Here is a 16,646-nt window from a genome sequence, read left to right as displayed (position 1 = left end):
CGTGCCTGCGGCCTAGCCGGGCTGCGCGAACGCTTCGATCAGCGCGTCGACCACGGTGCGCACGCGCAGGGGCAGCGGCCCGCCTTGCGGCCACAGCGCATGGATCGGCAGCACCGGGCCTTGCCAACCATCGAGGACGGCGACGAGCGCGCCGCTTTTCAGATGCGGTGCCGCGAGCCATTGCGGCAACAGCGCCAGGCCATGGCCGGCCAACGCCAGGTCGAGCGTCGCGCGCGTGTCTCCTGAACGCCAGCGTCCCGTGGGGTGCGCGATCTGCCGGCGGCCGGCCGGGTCCGTCAAGGTCCAGCGCGCCGGTGCCGGGTTGCCGACGATGCTGTCGTGAGTGCGCAGATCGTCGGGTCGCGCAGGCACACCATGCGCCGCCAGGTAGGCCGGTGAGGCACACAGCCGCGTGCGCTGTTCGCCCAGCGGACGCGCCACCAGTTCCGCCTCGTCCTTGAGTTCGCCGATGCGCACGGCGAGGTCGATGCCTTCCTCCTGCAGGTCGCTGCGGTCGCTGGAGAAGCGCAGGTCGAAATCCAGGCCCGGATGGCGCTCCGCCAGCGCCATCAGCACGGGCAGCACGCGGTGGCGCCCGAACAGCACAGGCATGGCGATGCGCACGCGGCCGCGCGGCGCGGCCCGCCGTGCCAGCAGATCGGTCTCGGCCGCCTCGAAGGCGTCCATGGCGCGCATGCAGTGCGCGAGATAGGCGTGGCCTTCCTCGGTCAGCGACAGGCGGCGCGTGCTGCGATGGAACAGCCGAACGCCCAGTCGCCGCTCGAGCCGTGCCACCGCCTTGCCCACCGCGGAGCGCGTGAGCTCCAGGCGCTGCGCCGCCAGCGTGAAGCTGCCGGCCTGTGCCGTTTCGACGAAGGCCTGGATGCCGGAAAACTGGTCGCTGGACAACATGATCGATGAATGAATTGGGGAATTTGGTTCCCGCCGAGTGGGCATGCGACGGTCTTTATCGATCGCCGGGCGCTCCCTAGGATAGCCGGCAGCCCGCAGTCGGCGGGCCATTTCAAGACCAGGGGGCTTCATGTTCAGCAATCAGACGGTCGTCGTTGTCGGCGGCACTTCGGGCATCGGGCTGCGGGTGGCGCAGCAGGTGATCGCGCAAGGCGGCAAGGCCTGGATCGGCGGACGCTCGCGCGACAAGCTCGACCGGGCACTGGCGCAGCTCGGGCCGCGCGCTTCGGGCGCGACCGTCGACGTGGCGGAGCCCGCATCGATCGCCGCCTTCTTCGAGCCGATCGACGCCATCGACCATCTGTTCACGCCGGGCGCGTCCTACGTGACGGGGCCCATCGACGTTCTCGACGAAGAGGCGGCGCAAAGCCCGTTCCGCAGCAAGTTCTGGGGCCAGTACTGGTCGGTGCGGCATGCGCTGCCGAAGCTTTCCGCACAGGCGTCGGTGGTGCTGATGGCGGGCGCGGCCGGCGCCCGGCCGATCCGCGGTGCGGCAGCCTATGCGGCCTGCAACAGTGCGCTGGAAGGGTTGGGGCGCGCGCTTGCGCTGGAACTCGCACCGCGGCGCGTCAACACGGTGTCGCCGGGCACCGTCGACAGTCCGCTCTGGCGCAACCGCCCGCAGGCGCAGCGGGAGGCCGCCTACCAGGCGTCCAGCGACGCGAATGCGCTGCGGCGTGTCGGCCAGGTCGACGAAATCGCCGATGCGGTGCTGTTCCTGATGCGCAACGGCTACACCACCGGTTCGACGCTGTACCCGGACGGCGGGTACACGCTGCGCTGACGGGCGCGCCAGCCGCGGGCGCGTGGCTCGGTCGCACGATCCGGCACATAATGCGAGCAATTCTTATTCCCGAATCTGTTCGCGCCCGCGGGCAGTGCCTGCATCGTGAGTGCCTCCAACTGCGCGTCATCCTCCGGCATCGACGTCCTCTATGGCAGCCATCATGGCTGGCTGCAATCGTGGCTCCGGCACAAGCTGGGCAATGCCTTCGACGCGGCCGACCTGGCGCAGGACACCTTCATGCGCGTGCTCGCCAAGCGCGAGCCGATCGATGTGCGCGAACCGCGTGCCTACCTGGCGACCATCGCCAACGGCCTGGTTGCCAACCACTGGCGCCGCCAGGCGCTGGAGCGGGCGTACCTCGACCAGTTGTCTGCCCAGCCCATTGCCTTTGCGCCGTCGCCTGAGGAGCGCCTGCTCATCCTCGAGACGCTCGAAGAAATCTCCCGCCTGCTCGACGGACTGCCGCCGGTGGTGTGCGAAGCCTTCCTGCTCTCGCAACTCGATGGTCTGACCTATCCGCAGATTGCCGAACGCCTGGGCGTCACCGTCAACGTCGTGCAGAAGGCCATGACGCGCGCGCTGATGCATTGCTACCAGGCGCTGTATTCGCCTGCGGCGTGAGCGCATCCGCCAGGTCCCTGGACGACGGCGCACCCGATGACGGTGCCCCGGTCGATGCGCGCATCGTCGAACAGGCCGTGACCTGGTATGTGCGCCGGGCTTCCGGCTCGCCGTCGGGCGACATCGATGCGGCCTTCGCCGCCTGGCACGCGGCGCATCCCGATCACGCCCGCGCATGGCAACGCCTGGAAGCGATGAGCGGCCGGCTGAGCGCCGGCATCGGCCACCTGCCGGCACCGATGGCACGTGCCACGCTGACCCAGGCCGCCGCTGCGCCACGCCGGCGGCTGCTCAAGACCCTGGTATGGACCGGTGTCGGCGGTGGCGCGCTGTACCTGATACAGGAAGAAGTGCCCTGGCGCAGCCAGATCGCCCGCATGTCGGCCGATGTGCGCACGGCCACCGGCGAGCGCCGCGATCTGGTGCTGGCCGACGGCACCCATCTCCTGCTGAACACCGCGACCGCGGTCGACATCCTGTTCGACGCGAAGCAGCGGCGGATCGCGCTGCGTGCCGGCGAGATCCGCGTGGCGACCGCGCATGACCCGGCCGGACGCCCCTTCGTCGTCGACACGCGCGACGGCACGCTCACGCCTGTCGGCACGCGCTTCACCGTGCGGCGCGACGAGGCGGTCGATGACACGCAGGGCTTCACGCGGCTCGGCGTGGAGCAGGGGGCCGTCGATGTCCGCGTTGCGTCGTCCGCGCAGGGCGCTGCCGTGCGGGTGCAGGCCGGCGAGCAGATGCGCTTCACGCGCGGCGGCGTCGACGCGATCGCACCGCTCGACGACGCTGCGCAGTCGTGGGTCGATCGCAAGCTCAGCGCCGAACGCATGCGGCTCGCCGACCTGCTGGCCGAACTCGATCGCTATCGCGTCGGGCGCCTGCGCTGCGATCCGGCGGTGGCGGATCTGCGCGTCACCGGGATCTGGCCGCTGGCCGATGCCGAGGCGACCGATCGGGTGCTGACGGCGCTGGAGGCAACCCTGCCGGTGAAGGTCACGCGCTTCACGCGCTACTGGGTGTCGGTGGGCCCGGCGGCCGTGCGCTGACCCTGGCGTGCCGAGGCGATCGGCACCGAATTCAAAAAAAATATTTCAGGCGACCGGCAGTTTTTTCGGTCTCGCGGGGCCTCCCTGTCAGAACCGCTGCGTGCGGCGCCCGCCGGGCGATGCGCGCCGCTTCCCTTCTGCCTCCAGCCTCTACAAGGAACATGCTCATGGCGCCTGCCCGCGCACCTCATTCTTCGGTTCAGGCCTTGTCGCCGCTGCGTGGCGCAGTGCTGTGCCTGGCCCTCACGACGGCGGCGTCGATGTCGGCGCCGGCATCGGCACAGCAAGCGCCTTCGGCCGGCGCCGCGCGTTCGAGCTTCGACATTCCGGCCGGCACGCTCGATCAGAGCCTCATCCGCTTCGGTCGCCAGTCGGGCCTGCAACTCACCGTCAATGCGGAGCTCACGGCCGGGCTTCGCAGTCCTGGCGTGAGCGGCAGCCATGCGCCGGACGACGCGCTGCGCCTGCTGCTCGTCGGCACCGGCCTGTCGGCGGTGCGCGGCAGCAGCGGCGAATACACGCTGCGCAAGGCACCGCCGGCGACGCCGTCCGACGCCAGGACAGCCGATACCGCGGGCACGTTGGCAGCGGTCACCGTCACCTCCAGCGCGACCGCGGCCGACCGTCTGCCGCCGACCTACGCCGGCGGACAGGTCGCACGCGGCGGCGGCGTCGGACTGCTGGGCAACAAGGACTTCATGGAGACGCCGTTCAACGTGACGAGCTTCACCGCCGAAGGCATCCAGGACCAGCAGGCGCGCACGATCGGCGACGTGGTGAAGAACGATCCTTCGGTGCGCACGATCTGGCCCGACGGCAGCTACATCAACCAGTTCACCATCCGTGGGTTCCCGACGCAGACTTCGGACATGGCCGTCAATGGCCTCTACGGCATCGTGGCGCCGCAGATGACCGGCGGGCTCGAATCGATCGAACGCGTCGAACTGCTCAAGGGCCCGAGTGCGCTGGCCAATGGCATGGCGCCGACCGGCGGCATCGGCGGCAACATCAATCTCGTGACCAAGCGAGCCGACGACGAGCCGCTGACCGAGCTCACGACCAGCTACTACTCCGGCGCGCAGTTCGGCACGCATGTGGACCTGGGCCGGCGTTTCGGCGAAGACAAGCAGTGGGGCGTGCGCTTCAATGGCGCCTACCGCGACGGCGATACCGGCGTGGACGACCAGTCGCAGCGTGCCGGCTCGGCCACGCTCGGCCTCGACTACCGCAGCGAACGCGTGCGCCTGTCCGCCGACCTCGGCTATCACGACATGCGTACCGACGCGCCGACCCGCATCGCTTACACCGACAACGCGACCTTCCAGATCCCGCGGGCGCCGGACAACACGCTGAGTCTCGGCCAGTCCTGGTACTTCGCGAAGTCGCAGGACCGTTTCGGCATGGTGCAGGGCGAGGTCGACATCGCGCCGGACCTGACCGCATTCGCCGCCGTCGGTGGGCGCAAGAACGAATTCCTGGGCCTGTACAACTTCATCTACCTGCGCAATGCGCAGGGGGACTTCCGCGCGAACCAGTACTACCAGCCGACCTATTCGGACACGCGCACGGCCATGGCCGGCCTGCGCGGCAAATGGGACACGGGGCCGGTCCGGCACGAAATCAACTTCAACGTGAGCACGCTGCACACCGAATCGGGCGTGCTGGCGCCCGTCATCTCGACCTACACCGGCAACATGTACCAGCCGCCGGTCATTGCGCAGCCTTCGCTCGCGACCTATGCGTCCACGGCGCCGAAGACGGCCGAATCCGACTTGCGCAGCATCGCGCTGGCCGACACCCTGCATTGGCTGGACGACCGCGTGCAACTGACGCTGGGCCTGCGCCAACAGAGCGTCGAGGTGCAGAACTTCAATGCCTCCACGGGCGCGCCGACCACGGCCTATGACAAGGAGCGCGTCACGCCTGCCGCCGCGCTGGTGGTTCGCGTGTCGAAGGAGCTCAGCGTCTATGGCAACTACATCGAAGGCCTGAGCCAGGGGCCGAGCGCGCCGGCCGGCACGCGCAATGCCGGCGAGGTGTTCGCACCGCTGCGGGCCAGGCAGGTCGAAGCAGGGGCCAAGTACGACTTCGGCCGCTTCGCCGCGACCGCGAGCGTGTTCCAGATCGAGCAGCCCAGCGGACTGACCGACAGTGCGACCAACACCTACGGCGTCGACGGTGAACAGCGCAACCGTGGCATCGAGCTCAATACCTTCGGCGAGGTGGCGCGGGGCGTTCGGCTGCTGGGCGGCGTCACCTTCATGAAAGGCGTGCAGACCCGCACGGCCGGCGGCCTGTTCGACGGGAACAAGGCGATCGGCGTGCCGACCACGCAATTCAACCTCGGCAGCGAGTGGGACCTGCCGTCGGTCGTGGGCCTGACGCTCACCGGCCGGCTGATCTACACGTCCTCGCAGTACTACAACGCCGCCAACACGCAGAGCATTCCGGCGTGGACCCGGATCGACGTCGGCGCGCGTTACCGCACCCATGTCGCCGGCCTGCCCACGACGCTGCGTGCCGGCATCGAGAACCTGCTGGACAAGGACTACTGGGCGGCGGCGTCGAGCTCCTTCGGCCTGGCACGCGGGGCGCCGCGCACCTTCCTGCTGTCGGCCACCTTCGACTTCTGAACATGCGGCGCCGTGGCCTGGCGGGCCGAACCCATCGATGAGGTCCCGCACGCTCAAGGGCTGGCAATGGGTCCACACGTGGAGCAGTCTGCTGTGCACGCTGTTCCTGCTGGTGCTGTGCATCACCGGCCTGCCGCTGATCTTCTCCCAGAAAATCGAGGACCTCGGCAGCACGACATTGCCTCCGCTGGCCGGTACGGCCGCCAGTGCGCATCGGGCGAGTCTCGACACGGTGGTGGGCATTGCACGCGACCGCTATCCGGGCGAAGTCGTGCGCTTCGTCTTCATCGACGATGACGAGCCGCGTGCCAAGGTCGTCATGGCGCCGGCCGACAGCCCGGACCGCAGCAAGGACCATCGCGTCGAGTTCGATCTGCGCACCGCCGCGGTGGTCGCCGATACGCCGCCGGTTGGGGCGCAGCCGCCGACGGCCATCGCCTGGCTGCTGCGTCTGCATACCGATCTGTTCGTCGGCTTCGCCGGCGAGATGACGCTGGCCGTGGTGGGCATGGTGTTCGTTCTGGCACTGGTCTCGGGTGTGGTGCTCTATGCGCCGTACATGCGCAAGCTCGACTTCGGCGTGGTGCGCGTGCGCACGCGCCGGCTGACATGGCTCGACCGCCACAACCTGCTGGGCGTGTGCGTGCTGGCCTGGGCGCTGGTCGTCGGGCTGACCGGCGTACTGAACGAATTGTCGAAGCCACTGTCGGCGCACTGGCGACGCAATGACATGAGCGCCTTGCTGCGGGGCCATCAGGGTCCGCCGATCGCCTGGCCTCGCAGCCCGCCTCAGGCGGCTTTCGACACGGTCCGCGCCGCATTGCCGGAGCGCAATGTCACCAGCCTCATCTTTCCCAGCCGCTCGTTCTCGAACCCGCACCACTACCTGGTCTGGACCAACGGGAACACACCGCTGACCCATCGGCTGTTCACCGCGGCACTCGTCGACGCGGAGACGGGCGCGCTCAGCGCCGTGGCGCAGATGCCGGTCCATCTCAGGGCGCTGCAGCTGGCGCGTCCGCTGCACTTCGGCGACTACGGCGGCCTTCCGTTGAAGATCGTATGGGCCTTGTTGGACCTGCTGGCCATCGCGGTCCTTGGCAGCGGGCTGTATCTCTGGTGCAGCCGCGGACGTTCGGCACGATCCTGAGCGGCGTTGCCGCTCAGGCAGCTCGCCGTCCAGGAACGGGCCGTGCCCTTCAGGGCGTCACCCAGCGGTCGGCCGCTGCGCGGATGTGCGACCGGATCGATGCTTCGGCCGCCAACGGATCTCCCGATCGCAGGCACCGGAGGATGTACTCGTGTTCGGCGAGGGCGGCGTTCAGCGTCGGCTGACCCTCCAGCCGATTGCGCATGTGGCTGGCGAGCGCGCCCCTGCGTTCGTCGAACAGGGCGCCGACGAGGCGCACGAGGACCGAGTTGCCGCTCATCTCGGCGATGCGGACGTGAAACTCCCGGTCGTGATCGAGCACGTCGCGACCTGCCGCGATGTCCGCGCGCATGCCTTCGACGCTCTCCTGGACACGCGCGAGGCCGCGCGGGGTCGCATTGACGCAAGCCAGCACGGCCACCGCGCCTTCCAGTGCGGTGCGTGCCTGCATCAACTCCGCCGGGCTTTCGCCCATCGGGGTCGAAAGTCCGGAGCGGCGCAGTGCCCGGTTGCAGACGTAGACACCGGAACCCATGCGGATCTCGACGCTGCCTTCGATTTCCAGCGCAATCAGCGCTTCGCGCAGCGACGGCCGTGACACGCCGAGCTGCTGCGCCAGATCGCGTTCGGGCGGCAGACGGCTTCCTTCCCGGTAGTCGCCTTGCTGGATGAGGCCCCGCAGCTTGTCGGCGATCACGTGGTACAGGCGGCGCGCATCGGCGGTTTTCGGCGTGTCTTCCATGGCATTCCCTCACTGGAGCTCTGGCCTGACCATTTTGGCCTGACCACTGTAAGAATTTTCACCCCGGCAGTCTGCGCATGTACGTAGAAATACGAGCGTTCCCAGGGGTATTCAGAGTTTCACGGCGGACCGCAAGGGCGGGCATAGGGGTAAATACGGTAAGGCCAAATAACTTTTCAAGCTCAAATTGGCCTTACCAAGACGCCACAAGCGCCGCCGACACGTCGTATTGCCCGGGCCCCACCTTTGAAATATTCCTTCGATTTCTCCGCACCGCTGACCTACTGGCCGGACTTTCTCGCGGGTGCCTGGACCACGTTGACGCTTTCCCTGGCCTCCACGTTCTTCGGTTTCCTGGTCGGCGTGTTCTGCGCGCTCGCCACCACCGGGCGGGCCAGATGGCTGGCGCGTGTGGCGGGCGTCTACATCGAGGTCATCCGCAACACGCCGCTGCTGGTGCAGGTGTTCATCGTGTATTTCGGGCTGTCCTCGCTGGGCTTCCAGGTCGGTGCGTTCACCGCTGCCACGGTGGCGCTGGTGGTCAACGTCGGGGCCTACACCAGCGAAATCGTGCGCGCCGGCATCGAGTCGATTCCCAAGAGCCAGATCGAGGCCGCCGACTGCCTCGGCCTGACGCGGTGGCAACTGCTTCGCCATGTGGTGCTGCCGCCGGCCGTCGAGCGGGTGTTTCCCGCACTGACGAGCCAGTACGTGCTGCTGATGCTGGCTTCGTCCATCTGCTCGCAGATTTCGGCCGAAGAGCTGACGGCCGTTGCCAACCGCGTGCAGTCCGACACCTTCCGCTCGGTCGAGACCTATGTGCTGGTCGCGGTCGCCTATCTGTTGATGTCGCTGGTCATGCGCGCGGTGTTCTGGCTGGTCGCCATGGTCGCCTTCCCGCGCCGCCGCCGGCTCGGCACGCCACTGTAAGAAAGGCGCCGAGTCATGGGCTTTCTCACCGCTGCACATTTCAAGTTCCTGTTCGACGGTCTGCTGTGGACTGTCGGCCTCTCGCTGGTCGCATTCGTGGGCGGCGGGATACTGGGTTTCCTCGTCGCCATCGGTGCGTCGTACGGACCGCGATGGTCGCGCACCGCCGTGTCGCTGTACATCAAGCTGATCCAGGGCACGCCGCTGCTGGTGCTGCTGCCGCTGGCCTATTTCGGTCTTCCCTCGCTGGGCCTCAGCATCACGCCGCTCGCCGCAGCCGCGGTGGCGCTGTCGGTCTATGTGTCGGCCTACCTGGGCGAGATCTGGCGCGGCTGCATCGAATCGGTGCCGCGCACCCAGGCCGAGGCTGCCGAGTGCCTGGCCCTGCGCTGGCACCAGCGTGTGCTGCATGTGCTGCTGCCGCAGGCGATCAAGATCGCCACGCCGCCCACCGTCGGCTTCATGGTGCAGATCGTCAAGAACACGTCGCTCGCATCGGCCATCGGTTTCGTGGAGCTGGCCCGCGCCGGCCAGATCATCAACAACTCCACCTTCGAGCCCTTCGTCATCTTCGTGATCGTGGCGGCCATGTATTTCGCCCTGTGTTATCCGCTGTCGGTGCTGAGCCGCCGCCTGGAGAGGAGTTTCCATGTCGCCCATCGTTGAGATCCAGAACATCTCCAAGTGCTTCGGCACCAATCGCGTCCTCGAGGACGTGTCGTTCACCGTCAGGAAGGGCTCGGTGGTCGCGATCATCGGCCAGAGCGGCTCGGGCAAGAGCACCGCGCTGCGTTGCATCGACCGCCTCGAGACTGTCGACCAGGGCCACATCCGCGTCTGCGGGCACGAGGTCACCGCACCGGGGCTCGACCTGCACCAGTTGCGCCGCGACGTGGGCATCGTGTTCCAGAGCTACAACCTGTTCCCCCATCTCACGGTGGAGCAGAACATCATGCTGGCGCCCCGGCTGGTGCAGAAGACCAGCAAGGCATCCGCACGGGAGCTGGCGCTGAAGGTCCTGGCGCAGGTCGGCCTGTCCGAGAAGGCCGACAGCTATCCGTCGCAGCTCTCCGGCGGGCAGCAGCAACGCGTCGCGATTGCGCGCTCGCTCGCCATGCAGCCGCAGCTGATGCTGTTCGATGAAGTGACTTCCGCGCTCGATCCGCAGCTCACCGGCGAAGTGCTGCGGGTGATGGAGAAGCTGGCGGCCGACGGCATGACCATGATCCTCGTCACGCACGAGATGGCCTTCGCACGCAAGGTGGCCGACGAGGTCATCTTCATGCACAAGGGCCGCGTGTGGGAGCACGGGCCCGCATCCATCCTCGATGCCCCCGCGACCACCGAGTTGCGCGACTTCGTCGGCAACGGGCTCTAGGCCGCGCGCCGCCTCGTTCCTCGTCCTTTCATTGTTCCCTTCTTTTTCTGCACCACCACCCAACGGAGACAAACCATGAAAAAGCATTCCCTTCGGATCAGCCTGTTCGCCGCAGCCACCCTGCTGGCGCTCGGCCTGGGCACGGCGCACGCCGATCTGCTCAAGGACATCCGCGACGCCAAGAAGATCCGCATCGCACTCGATACGGGATCGCCACCCTACGGTTTCGTCAACGACGCCATGAAGCCCATCGGCTCCGACGTCGAGACCGCCCAACTGCTCGCGCAGGACCTCGGCGTGGCGATCGAGATCGTGCAGACCACCAGCCCGAACCGCATTCCCTTCCTGCAGACGAGCAAGGCCGACATCGTGGTGGCGTCGCTGTCGGTGACGCCGGAGCGCGAGAAGGTCATCGACTTCTCGGTGCCCTACGCGCACATCCTGGCCGTGGTCGCAGGACCGAAGGCCGTGCAGATCAGCGGCTTCGACGACCTCAAGGGCAAGCGCGTGGCAACCACCCGCGGTTCCAACAACGACAAGGTCGTGACCACCGGTGCCAAGGATGCGCAGATCGTCCGCTACGACGACGACGCCACCCTGGTGACCGCTGCCGTGAGCGGCCAGGCCGACATCGTCGCGACCTCGCCGGCCATCGTGAGCACCGTGCTGCTGAAGGCACCGCAGAAGGACCTGGTCACGAAGTTCACCATGTCCACCGTGCCGCTGGGCATCGGCCTGCGCAAGGACGAGCCCGAGCTCAAGGCCTGGATCAACGACTGGGTCACCAAGAACCTGGCCAACGGCAAGCTGACTGCCATCTACAAGAAGTACCACGGCGGCTGAGCCGCTGCCATTCCTCCATGCCCTCCGGGCCCAACCTCGCTGGAACCACCATGCTGACCGTGATCTGTGAAACCCCTGGCACCCTGCGCGCCGAACAACGTGAGCGCCCCGTGCGCGGTGAGGGCGAGGTGCTGCTGCGCGTCAAGCGTGTGGGCGTGTGCGGGACCGACCTGCACATCTTCACCGGCAATCAGCCCTTTCTGCAGTACCCGCGTGTCATGGGCCACGAGCTGTCGGGCGTGGTGGAAGAGCCTGTTCCCGGCGGCCGCCTGGTCGCCGGCGACGTCGCCTACGTGATGCCGTACCTCTCGTGCGGGAAGTGCGTGGCCTGCCGCCAGGGCAAGACCAATTGCTGCGTCAACATCCAGGTGCTGGGCGTGCATCGCGATGGCGCCTTCACCGAGTACCTGTCGCTGCCGGAGGCGTTCGTGCACAAGGCGGAAGGGGTGTCGCTCGACCAGGCGGCCATGGTCGAATTCCTGGCGATCGGCGCGCACGGTGTGCGGCGCGGCAACGTGCAGAAGGGCCAGCGCGTGCTGGTGGTCGGTGCCGGCCCGATCGGCATGGCCGCGATGATCTTCGCGCGCATGCGCGGCGGCATCGTGACGGCCATCGACGGCCGGCAGGACCGGCTGGATTTCTGCACGCGCGAGCTGGGCGTGGCCCATGCCGTGGCCCTGGGCGCAGGCGACGAGGCGCAGCTGTCGGCCATCACCGAAGGCGAGTACTTCGACGTCGTGTTCGACGCCACCGGCAACGGCAAGGCCATCGAGCGCGGCTTTGCCTTCGTGGCGCACGGCGGTACCTACGTGCTGATCTCGGTGGTGCGCGACACGATCACTTTCTCCGACCCCGAATTCCACAAGCGCGAGACCACGCTGCTGGGCAGCCGCAACGCCACGACCGAGGACTTCGAGACCGTGATCGCGGCCATGCGCGACGGCCTGGTGCCGACCGCCGCCCTGAACACCCATCGCATGGCGTTGGCCGACGTACCCGCCGACTTCGCGCAACTGCTGGATCCCGCCCGTGGCGTGGTGAAGGCCATCGTCGAGGTCTGACCCACGCATGGCACAGCCCATTCTTCAGTTCGGCACCAGCCGCTTCCTGCAGGCGCACGTCGACCTGTTCGTCCACGAGGCGTTGGCCGGCGAACAAGGCGCCGATGACGCGCTCGGCGGCATCACCGTGGTGCAGACCACCGACCGGCCCGACGGTGCGGCACGCATTGCCGCGCTGGCTTCAGGCGGCGGGTATCCGGTGCGCATCCGGGGTCTGGCGGGCGGCGAGCGCATCGACCGGACGGTCATGTGCACGGCCGTGCGAGAGGCATGGCAGGCCAGCGCGCAATGGCCCGCGCTGCGAAGCGCGGTGGCGACCGATGTGCAGGTGATCGTGTCGAACACCGCCGATCGTGGCTATCTGCTGGACGGGCGCGACGACGCTTCCGCACTTGCCGACGGCAGTCCGGCGCCACACAGCTTTCCCGCCAAGCTGCTGGTGCTGCTGCATGGCCGCTGGTCGACCGCACCGGCATCCGCATTGACGCTGTTGCCCTGCGAACTCGTGGAGCGCAACGGCGACGTGCTGCGCGATGTCGTCAAGGAGCTCGCACGCCAATGGCGCCTGCCCGCCGATTTCATCGAATGGCTCGGCGCGCATTGCGTCTGGGGCAACTCGCTGGTCGACCGGATCGTGTCCGAGGCGATCGAGCCGGTCGGGGCCGTGGCCGAGCCCTACGCCGTATGGGTGATCGAGCGTCAACCCGGCCTGACCTTGCCGTGCACCCATCCGTCCATCGTGCTGACCGACAACCTGGCCTTCTATGAACGGCTCAAGCTGTTCCTGCTCAACGCCGGCCACACCTGGCTTGCCGAGCGCTGGCTGCAGGAGGCGCATGCGCCCGGCGAGACCGTGCGTGAAGCCATGGCCGACGCCACGCTTCGCGCCGGCCTGGAGCGCCTGTGGGCGGACGAGATCCTGCCGGTGTTCAGCGCACTGGGCGACGCAGCCCGTGCGCAGGCCGATGCCTATCTGGTCGATGTGCGCGAGCGCTTCGAGAACCCGTTCCTGGACCATCGAATTGCCGACATCGCGCAGAACCATGCGCAAAAGAAGCAGCGCCGCTTCGGTCCGATCCTGGCGCTGGCCGCGGAACGTCTGCCGCAGCTGGCCCAGCCGGCGCTCAAGGCCGCGATGGCGACAACCTGAACGACGGCGTCCCACGATGAACACCCCATCCCACACCCCTCCGCAGGCGCTCCAGCTGGGCGCCGCAGACAACGTGGCCGTCGCGCGGCAAGCGCTGGCAGCGGGCACGACCCTCACCATCGGACAGCACGTGGTCACGCTGCGGAACGCGATCGCCTCGGGCCACAAGCTGGCTCTGGTGTCCATCGCCGCCGGCGCGCCCGTGCTGAAGTACGGGCAGAGCATCGGCGTCGCGACCGCCGACATCGCGGCCGGCGACCACGTGCATGTGCACAACGTGGGCATGGCCGAGTCCGTGCATGCCCACGCGCCCGGCACCGGCTACCAGCCGACCGTGCAGGTCGCGCAGCCGCTCACGTTCGAAGGCTACGTGCGGAGCGACGGCCGTGTCGCCACCCGCAACTACCTGGGCGTGATTTCGAGCGTGAACTGTTCGGCCACGGTCTGTCGCCACATTGCCGATGCCTTCAAGGGCGAGGCGCTGGCCGACTTTCCGCAGGTGGACGGCGTCGTCGCCATCACCCATGGCAGCGGCTGCGGCATGGGTGGCAACGGCGAGGGGCTGGAGCTGCTGCAGCGCACGCTGCGCGGCTATGCCAACCATCCGAACTTCGCCGGTGTGCTGGTCATCGGCCTGGGCTGCGAAGTCAATCAGATCGCTCCGCTGATCGAGACGCTGGTGTCTCGCGAGCCCGGCATGTTCGCCACGCTCACCATCCAGGACGAAGGCGGCACCCGCGAAACCATTGCAAGGGGCAAGGAACTGTTGCGCGACATGCTCGTGCAGGCCAACCAGGCGCGGCGTCGGAGCGTGCCGTTGAGCCATCTCGCGGTGGGCCTGCAATGTGGCGGGTCGGACGGCTATTCGGGCATCAGCGCGAATCCGGCGCTCGGCGCTGCGGTGGACCTGCTGGTGAAGCATGGAGGCACCGCCATCCTGTCGGAAACGCCCGAGATCTACGGGGCCGAGCATCTGCTGACGCACCGTGCCGCGTCGCCCGAGGTGGCGGACAAGCTCCTCAAGCGACTGTCCTGGTGGGAAGGCTATGCCGCCCTGCATGGCGGCGATCTCAACAACAACCCGTCGCCCGGAAACAAGGCGGGCGGCATCACCACCATCCTCGAGAAATCGCTCGGGGCCGTGGCCAAGGCCGGCAGCAGCGGGCTCATGGACGTGCTGGAGTACGCCGAACCCGTGCATGCGCATGGGCTCGTGTTCATGGACACGCCGGGCTACGACCCGGTGTCCGCGACCGGCCAGGTGGCGGGCGGTGCCAACCTGATCTGCTTCACGACCGGCCGCGGCTCGACCTATGGCTGCAAGCCGACGCCTTCGCTGAAGCTGGCGACGAACACGCCGATGTTCCAGCGCATGCGGCTGGACATGGACTTCGACTGCGGCGCCATCGTCGAAGGACACCAGAGCATTGCCGAGGCCGGCGCTGCGTTGCTGCAGCTGATGATCGCCACGGCCTCCGGCCAGCCCAGCATGAGCGAGCAGAACGGGCTGGGCGACAACGAATTTCTGCCCTGGCAATTGGGCGCGGTGATGTGATGGCGGATGCGTTCCCTGCAACCCTGGACGTCCTGACGGTGGGCGAACCGATGGCGCTCTTCATGGCCGATGCGCCTGGAGAACTGCACACGGTCCGGCGCTTCCAGCGTGCCACGGCTGGCGCCGAGTTGAACGTCGCCACGGGCCTGGCCCGGCTCGGCTTGCGCACCGGCTACATCACGCGCCTGGGGTGGGACTCCTTCGGCCGGTTCATCACGGCGGAACTGGAGCGCGAAGGCATCGACTGCCGGTACGTCACCGTCGACGAGTCCAGGCCCACCGGCTTCATGTTGAAGACGCGGGCCGACGACGGCAGCGATCCGCAGATCGAGTACTTCCGCAAGGGCTCGGCCGCCAGCCATCTCGGGTTGGGCGATGCACCGCCGGCCCCCGGCTTTCCGGCGCGCCACCTGCATCTGACCGGCATCACGCCGGCGCTGTCGGACAGCGCGCGGGAACTGGTCTTTCACCTGGCCCGGCACGCCCGCGCGGCTGGCGCGACGGTGTCGTTCGACCCCAACCTGCGCCCGCGCCTGTGGTCTTCGCCGGAAGCCATGAAGGATTGCATCAATGCGCTGGCCGCGCTCGCAGACACGGTGCTGCCCGGGCTGGCCGAAGGCGCGCTGCTCACCGGCCGCGAAACGCCGCAAGGCATTGCGGATTTCTACCTGTCTCGCGGCGCTCGCGAAGTCGTGGTCAAGCTCGGACCGCAAGGCGCGTTCTTTGCGCGAAAGGACGGCGTCAGCGGTACGGCGCCCGGTGTGCGTGTCGACAAGGTGGTGGACACCGTGGGCGCCGGCGACGGCTTTGCGGTCGGCGTCGTCAGCGGCCTGCTGGAAGGGCTGGGCCTCGCCGATGCATGCGCCCGTGGCAACGCCATCGGCGCGCGCGTGGTGCAGTTCCCCGGGGACTCGGACGGCCTGCCCACAAGGGGCGAGCTGCTGGAAGCCGGCCCCTGACGCTGCCTTCCCCGGCGTCAGGCGCGCCGCAACTTCATGTTGAAGCGGAACTTCTCTGCCGGGTACAGATTGACGGAAACCTCGGCGACCTTGTCCGAGGTGGTCTTGTATGTTCGCGTGACCTCGACGACGCTGGAGTCGGGTTCGACCCCCAGGCCTTCGGCCAATGCAGGCGGTACGGGCCGCACGCGCAGCGTCTGCTCGACTTCGACGAGTCTCTCGCCGTACATGTCCTCGATGAGTCGCCAGATGGGGCCGCGCTGCCGGTTCATCATGCGCTCGACCCCTGCATAGGCTGCAGCGACGAAGACTTCCGTCCAGCAGATCGGCGGCTTTGCGGGCTCGTCATCCAGTCGAAAGCCTTCCAGATGCAGCCAGCGTTGCTTTGGCGGCAGCGCCAGTTCCTGGTCGGCATCTTCGCTGGCGACGACGCCGGTGCGCTCGACCACGTAGCGACTGGCCGCCGCATAAGCGATCAGTTCGTCGATCGACGCCACGCGGTGCACGTTGAACGGAGTGCTTGTCTGAGGTGGCATCACCGTCGTGCCAGACCCTTGGCGGGACGTGACGAGCCCATCGGTTCGCAACTGCCGCAGCGCTTCACGCACGGTGTGGCGGCTGACGGAGAAGCGCTCGCAAAGTTCGCCTTCCGTCGGCATCTGCGAACCCACGGGAAACACGCCCTTCACGATGTCCGCGCGCAAGGACTGCACAACTTGTCGGTACAACGGCTCGCCGGAGGCCGGCGGCAGTGCGGGGAGGACCCTTTTGCGTGGCGCGACTTTCGGCAAAGGTGATGCAGCGGCGGCGTCG

At 67.9% G+C, this 16,646-nt stretch carries 16 protein-coding genes; 13 read left to right on the top strand and 3 right to left on the bottom strand.

Features of this window, described 5'->3' with window-relative positions:
• Nucleotides 1-12: 12 nt before the first annotated feature.
• Entirely contained in the window at nt 13-912 is a 900-nt protein-coding gene (locus tag AC07PZ_RS02120) for a LysR family transcriptional regulator (protein WP_495293349.1), read from the bottom strand.
• A gap of 130 nt (nt 913-1,042) precedes the next feature.
• On the opposite strand from AC07PZ_RS02120, the gene AC07PZ_RS02115 reads away from it, so the two are divergent.
• From AC07PZ_RS02115 to AC07PZ_RS02095, 5 genes are all read left to right on the top strand, one after another.
• Entirely contained in the window at nt 1,043-1,756 is a 714-nt protein-coding gene (locus AC07PZ_RS02115) for an SDR family oxidoreductase (RefSeq protein WP_495293348.1), read from the top strand.
• Between the two features lie 105 nt (nt 1,757-1,861).
• Complete coding sequence (locus AC07PZ_RS02110; protein ID WP_495293347.1) at nt 1,862-2,380, top strand: sigma-70 family RNA polymerase sigma factor; 519 nt, start codon at nt 1,862-1,864, stop codon at nt 2,378-2,380.
• On the top strand, nt 2,377-3,432 hold the full coding sequence (locus AC07PZ_RS02105) for a FecR domain-containing protein (RefSeq protein ID WP_495293346.1): 1,056 nt from the start codon (nt 2,377-2,379) through the stop codon (nt 3,430-3,432). The genes AC07PZ_RS02110 and AC07PZ_RS02105 overlap by 4 nt, the downstream gene beginning before the upstream one ends.
• A 167-nt stretch (nt 3,433-3,599) precedes the next feature.
• Nucleotides 3,600-6,065, top strand: a complete 2,466-nt coding sequence (locus AC07PZ_RS02100) for a TonB-dependent siderophore receptor (RefSeq protein WP_495293345.1) — start codon at nt 3,600-3,602, stop codon at nt 6,063-6,065.
• A 37-nt stretch (nt 6,066-6,102) separates the two neighbouring features.
• Complete coding sequence (locus AC07PZ_RS02095; RefSeq protein ID WP_495293344.1) at nt 6,103-7,215, top strand: PepSY-associated TM helix domain-containing protein; 1,113 nt, start codon at nt 6,103-6,105, stop codon at nt 7,213-7,215.
• 49 nt (nt 7,216-7,264) lie between these two features.
• Here AC07PZ_RS02095 and AC07PZ_RS02090 read toward each other — a convergent pair whose 3' ends face one another.
• A complete protein-coding gene (locus AC07PZ_RS02090; RefSeq protein ID WP_495293343.1) occupies nt 7,265-7,957 on the bottom strand; it encodes a FadR/GntR family transcriptional regulator in 693 nt (230 codons plus the stop codon).
• Nucleotides 7,958-8,203: 246 nt separating this feature from the next.
• Between AC07PZ_RS02090 and AC07PZ_RS02085 the strand changes: the two genes are divergently transcribed.
• The 8 genes from AC07PZ_RS02085 (at nt 8,204) to AC07PZ_RS02050 (ending at nt 15,833) form a co-directional block, all read left to right on the top strand.
• Complete coding sequence (locus AC07PZ_RS02085) at nt 8,204-8,887, top strand: amino acid ABC transporter permease (RefSeq protein ID WP_495293342.1); 684 nt, start codon at nt 8,204-8,206, stop codon at nt 8,885-8,887.
• A gap of 15 nt (nt 8,888-8,902) precedes the next feature.
• Entirely contained in the window at nt 8,903-9,553 is a 651-nt protein-coding gene (locus tag AC07PZ_RS02080; protein WP_495293341.1) for an amino acid ABC transporter permease, read from the top strand.
• Nucleotides 9,537-10,265, top strand: coding sequence for an amino acid ABC transporter ATP-binding protein (locus AC07PZ_RS02075; protein ID WP_495293340.1), 729 nt, complete (start codon nt 9,537-9,539; stop codon nt 10,263-10,265). Before AC07PZ_RS02080 ends, AC07PZ_RS02075 begins: the two co-directional genes overlap by 17 nt.
• A 75-nt stretch (nt 10,266-10,340) precedes the next feature.
• Nucleotides 10,341-11,108 carry a transporter substrate-binding domain-containing protein gene (locus AC07PZ_RS02070; RefSeq protein WP_495293339.1) on the top strand — a complete coding sequence of 256 codons (768 nt, stop codon included), beginning with the start codon at nt 10,341-10,343 and terminating at the stop codon, nt 11,106-11,108.
• Nucleotides 11,109-11,158: 50 nt separating this feature from the next.
• Complete coding sequence (locus tag AC07PZ_RS02065; protein ID WP_495293338.1) at nt 11,159-12,169, top strand: zinc-binding alcohol dehydrogenase family protein; 1,011 nt, start codon at nt 11,159-11,161, stop codon at nt 12,167-12,169.
• Between the two features lie 7 nt (nt 12,170-12,176).
• A complete protein-coding gene (locus tag AC07PZ_RS02060) occupies nt 12,177-13,319 on the top strand; it encodes a mannitol dehydrogenase family protein (RefSeq protein WP_495293337.1) in 1,143 nt (380 codons plus the stop codon).
• 16 nt (nt 13,320-13,335) lie between these two features.
• Nucleotides 13,336-14,874, top strand: coding sequence for a UxaA family hydrolase (locus AC07PZ_RS02055; protein ID WP_495293336.1), 1,539 nt, complete (start codon nt 13,336-13,338; stop codon nt 14,872-14,874).
• Nucleotides 14,874-15,833 carry a sugar kinase gene (locus AC07PZ_RS02050; RefSeq protein WP_495293335.1) on the top strand — a complete coding sequence of 320 codons (960 nt, stop codon included), beginning with the start codon at nt 14,874-14,876 and terminating at the stop codon, nt 15,831-15,833. Before AC07PZ_RS02055 ends, AC07PZ_RS02050 begins: the two co-directional genes overlap by 1 nt.
• Nucleotides 15,834-15,850: 17 nt before the next feature.
• Here AC07PZ_RS02050 and AC07PZ_RS02045 read toward each other — a convergent pair whose 3' ends face one another.
• Nucleotides 15,851-16,561, bottom strand: a complete 711-nt coding sequence (locus AC07PZ_RS02045) for a GntR family transcriptional regulator (protein ID WP_495293334.1) — start codon at nt 16,559-16,561, stop codon at nt 15,851-15,853.
• Nucleotides 16,562-16,646: the final 85 nt, after the last annotated feature.

The sequence above is a fragment of the Variovorax sp. GW821-FHT10B04 genome, from assembly GCF_059415645.1.
The sequence above is the reverse complement of the archived record's forward strand: the minus strand, read 5'-3'. Positions and strand labels throughout refer to the sequence as shown.

Excerpts from the sequence above, each read along its gene's own strand:
- AC07PZ_RS02120 (WP_495293349.1), bottom strand. The coding sequence starts at position 912 with ATGTTGTCCAGCGACCAGTTTTCCGGCATCCAGGCCTTCGTCGAAACG.
- AC07PZ_RS02115 (WP_495293348.1), top strand. The coding sequence starts at position 1,043 with ATGTTCAGCAATCAGACGGTCGTCGTTGTCGGCGGCACTTCGGGCATC.
- AC07PZ_RS02100 (WP_495293345.1), top strand. The coding sequence starts at position 3,600 with ATGGCGCCTGCCCGCGCACCTCATTCTTCGGTTCAGGCCTTGTCGCCG.
- AC07PZ_RS02095 (WP_495293344.1), top strand. The coding sequence starts at position 6,103 with ATGAGGTCCCGCACGCTCAAGGGCTGGCAATGGGTCCACACGTGGAGC.
- AC07PZ_RS02090 (WP_495293343.1), bottom strand. The coding sequence starts at position 7,957 with ATGGAAGACACGCCGAAAACCGCCGATGCGCGCCGCCTGTACCACGTG.
- AC07PZ_RS02080 (WP_495293341.1), top strand. The coding sequence starts at position 8,903 with ATGGGCTTTCTCACCGCTGCACATTTCAAGTTCCTGTTCGACGGTCTG.
- AC07PZ_RS02075 (WP_495293340.1), top strand. The coding sequence starts at position 9,537 with ATGTCGCCCATCGTTGAGATCCAGAACATCTCCAAGTGCTTCGGCACC.
- AC07PZ_RS02070 (WP_495293339.1), top strand. The coding sequence starts at position 10,341 with ATGAAAAAGCATTCCCTTCGGATCAGCCTGTTCGCCGCAGCCACCCTG.
- AC07PZ_RS02065 (WP_495293338.1), top strand. The coding sequence starts at position 11,159 with ATGCTGACCGTGATCTGTGAAACCCCTGGCACCCTGCGCGCCGAACAA.
- AC07PZ_RS02060 (WP_495293337.1), top strand. The coding sequence starts at position 12,177 with ATGGCACAGCCCATTCTTCAGTTCGGCACCAGCCGCTTCCTGCAGGCG.
- AC07PZ_RS02055 (WP_495293336.1), top strand. The coding sequence starts at position 13,336 with ATGAACACCCCATCCCACACCCCTCCGCAGGCGCTCCAGCTGGGCGCC.
- AC07PZ_RS02050 (WP_495293335.1), top strand. The coding sequence starts at position 14,874 with ATGGCGGATGCGTTCCCTGCAACCCTGGACGTCCTGACGGTGGGCGAA.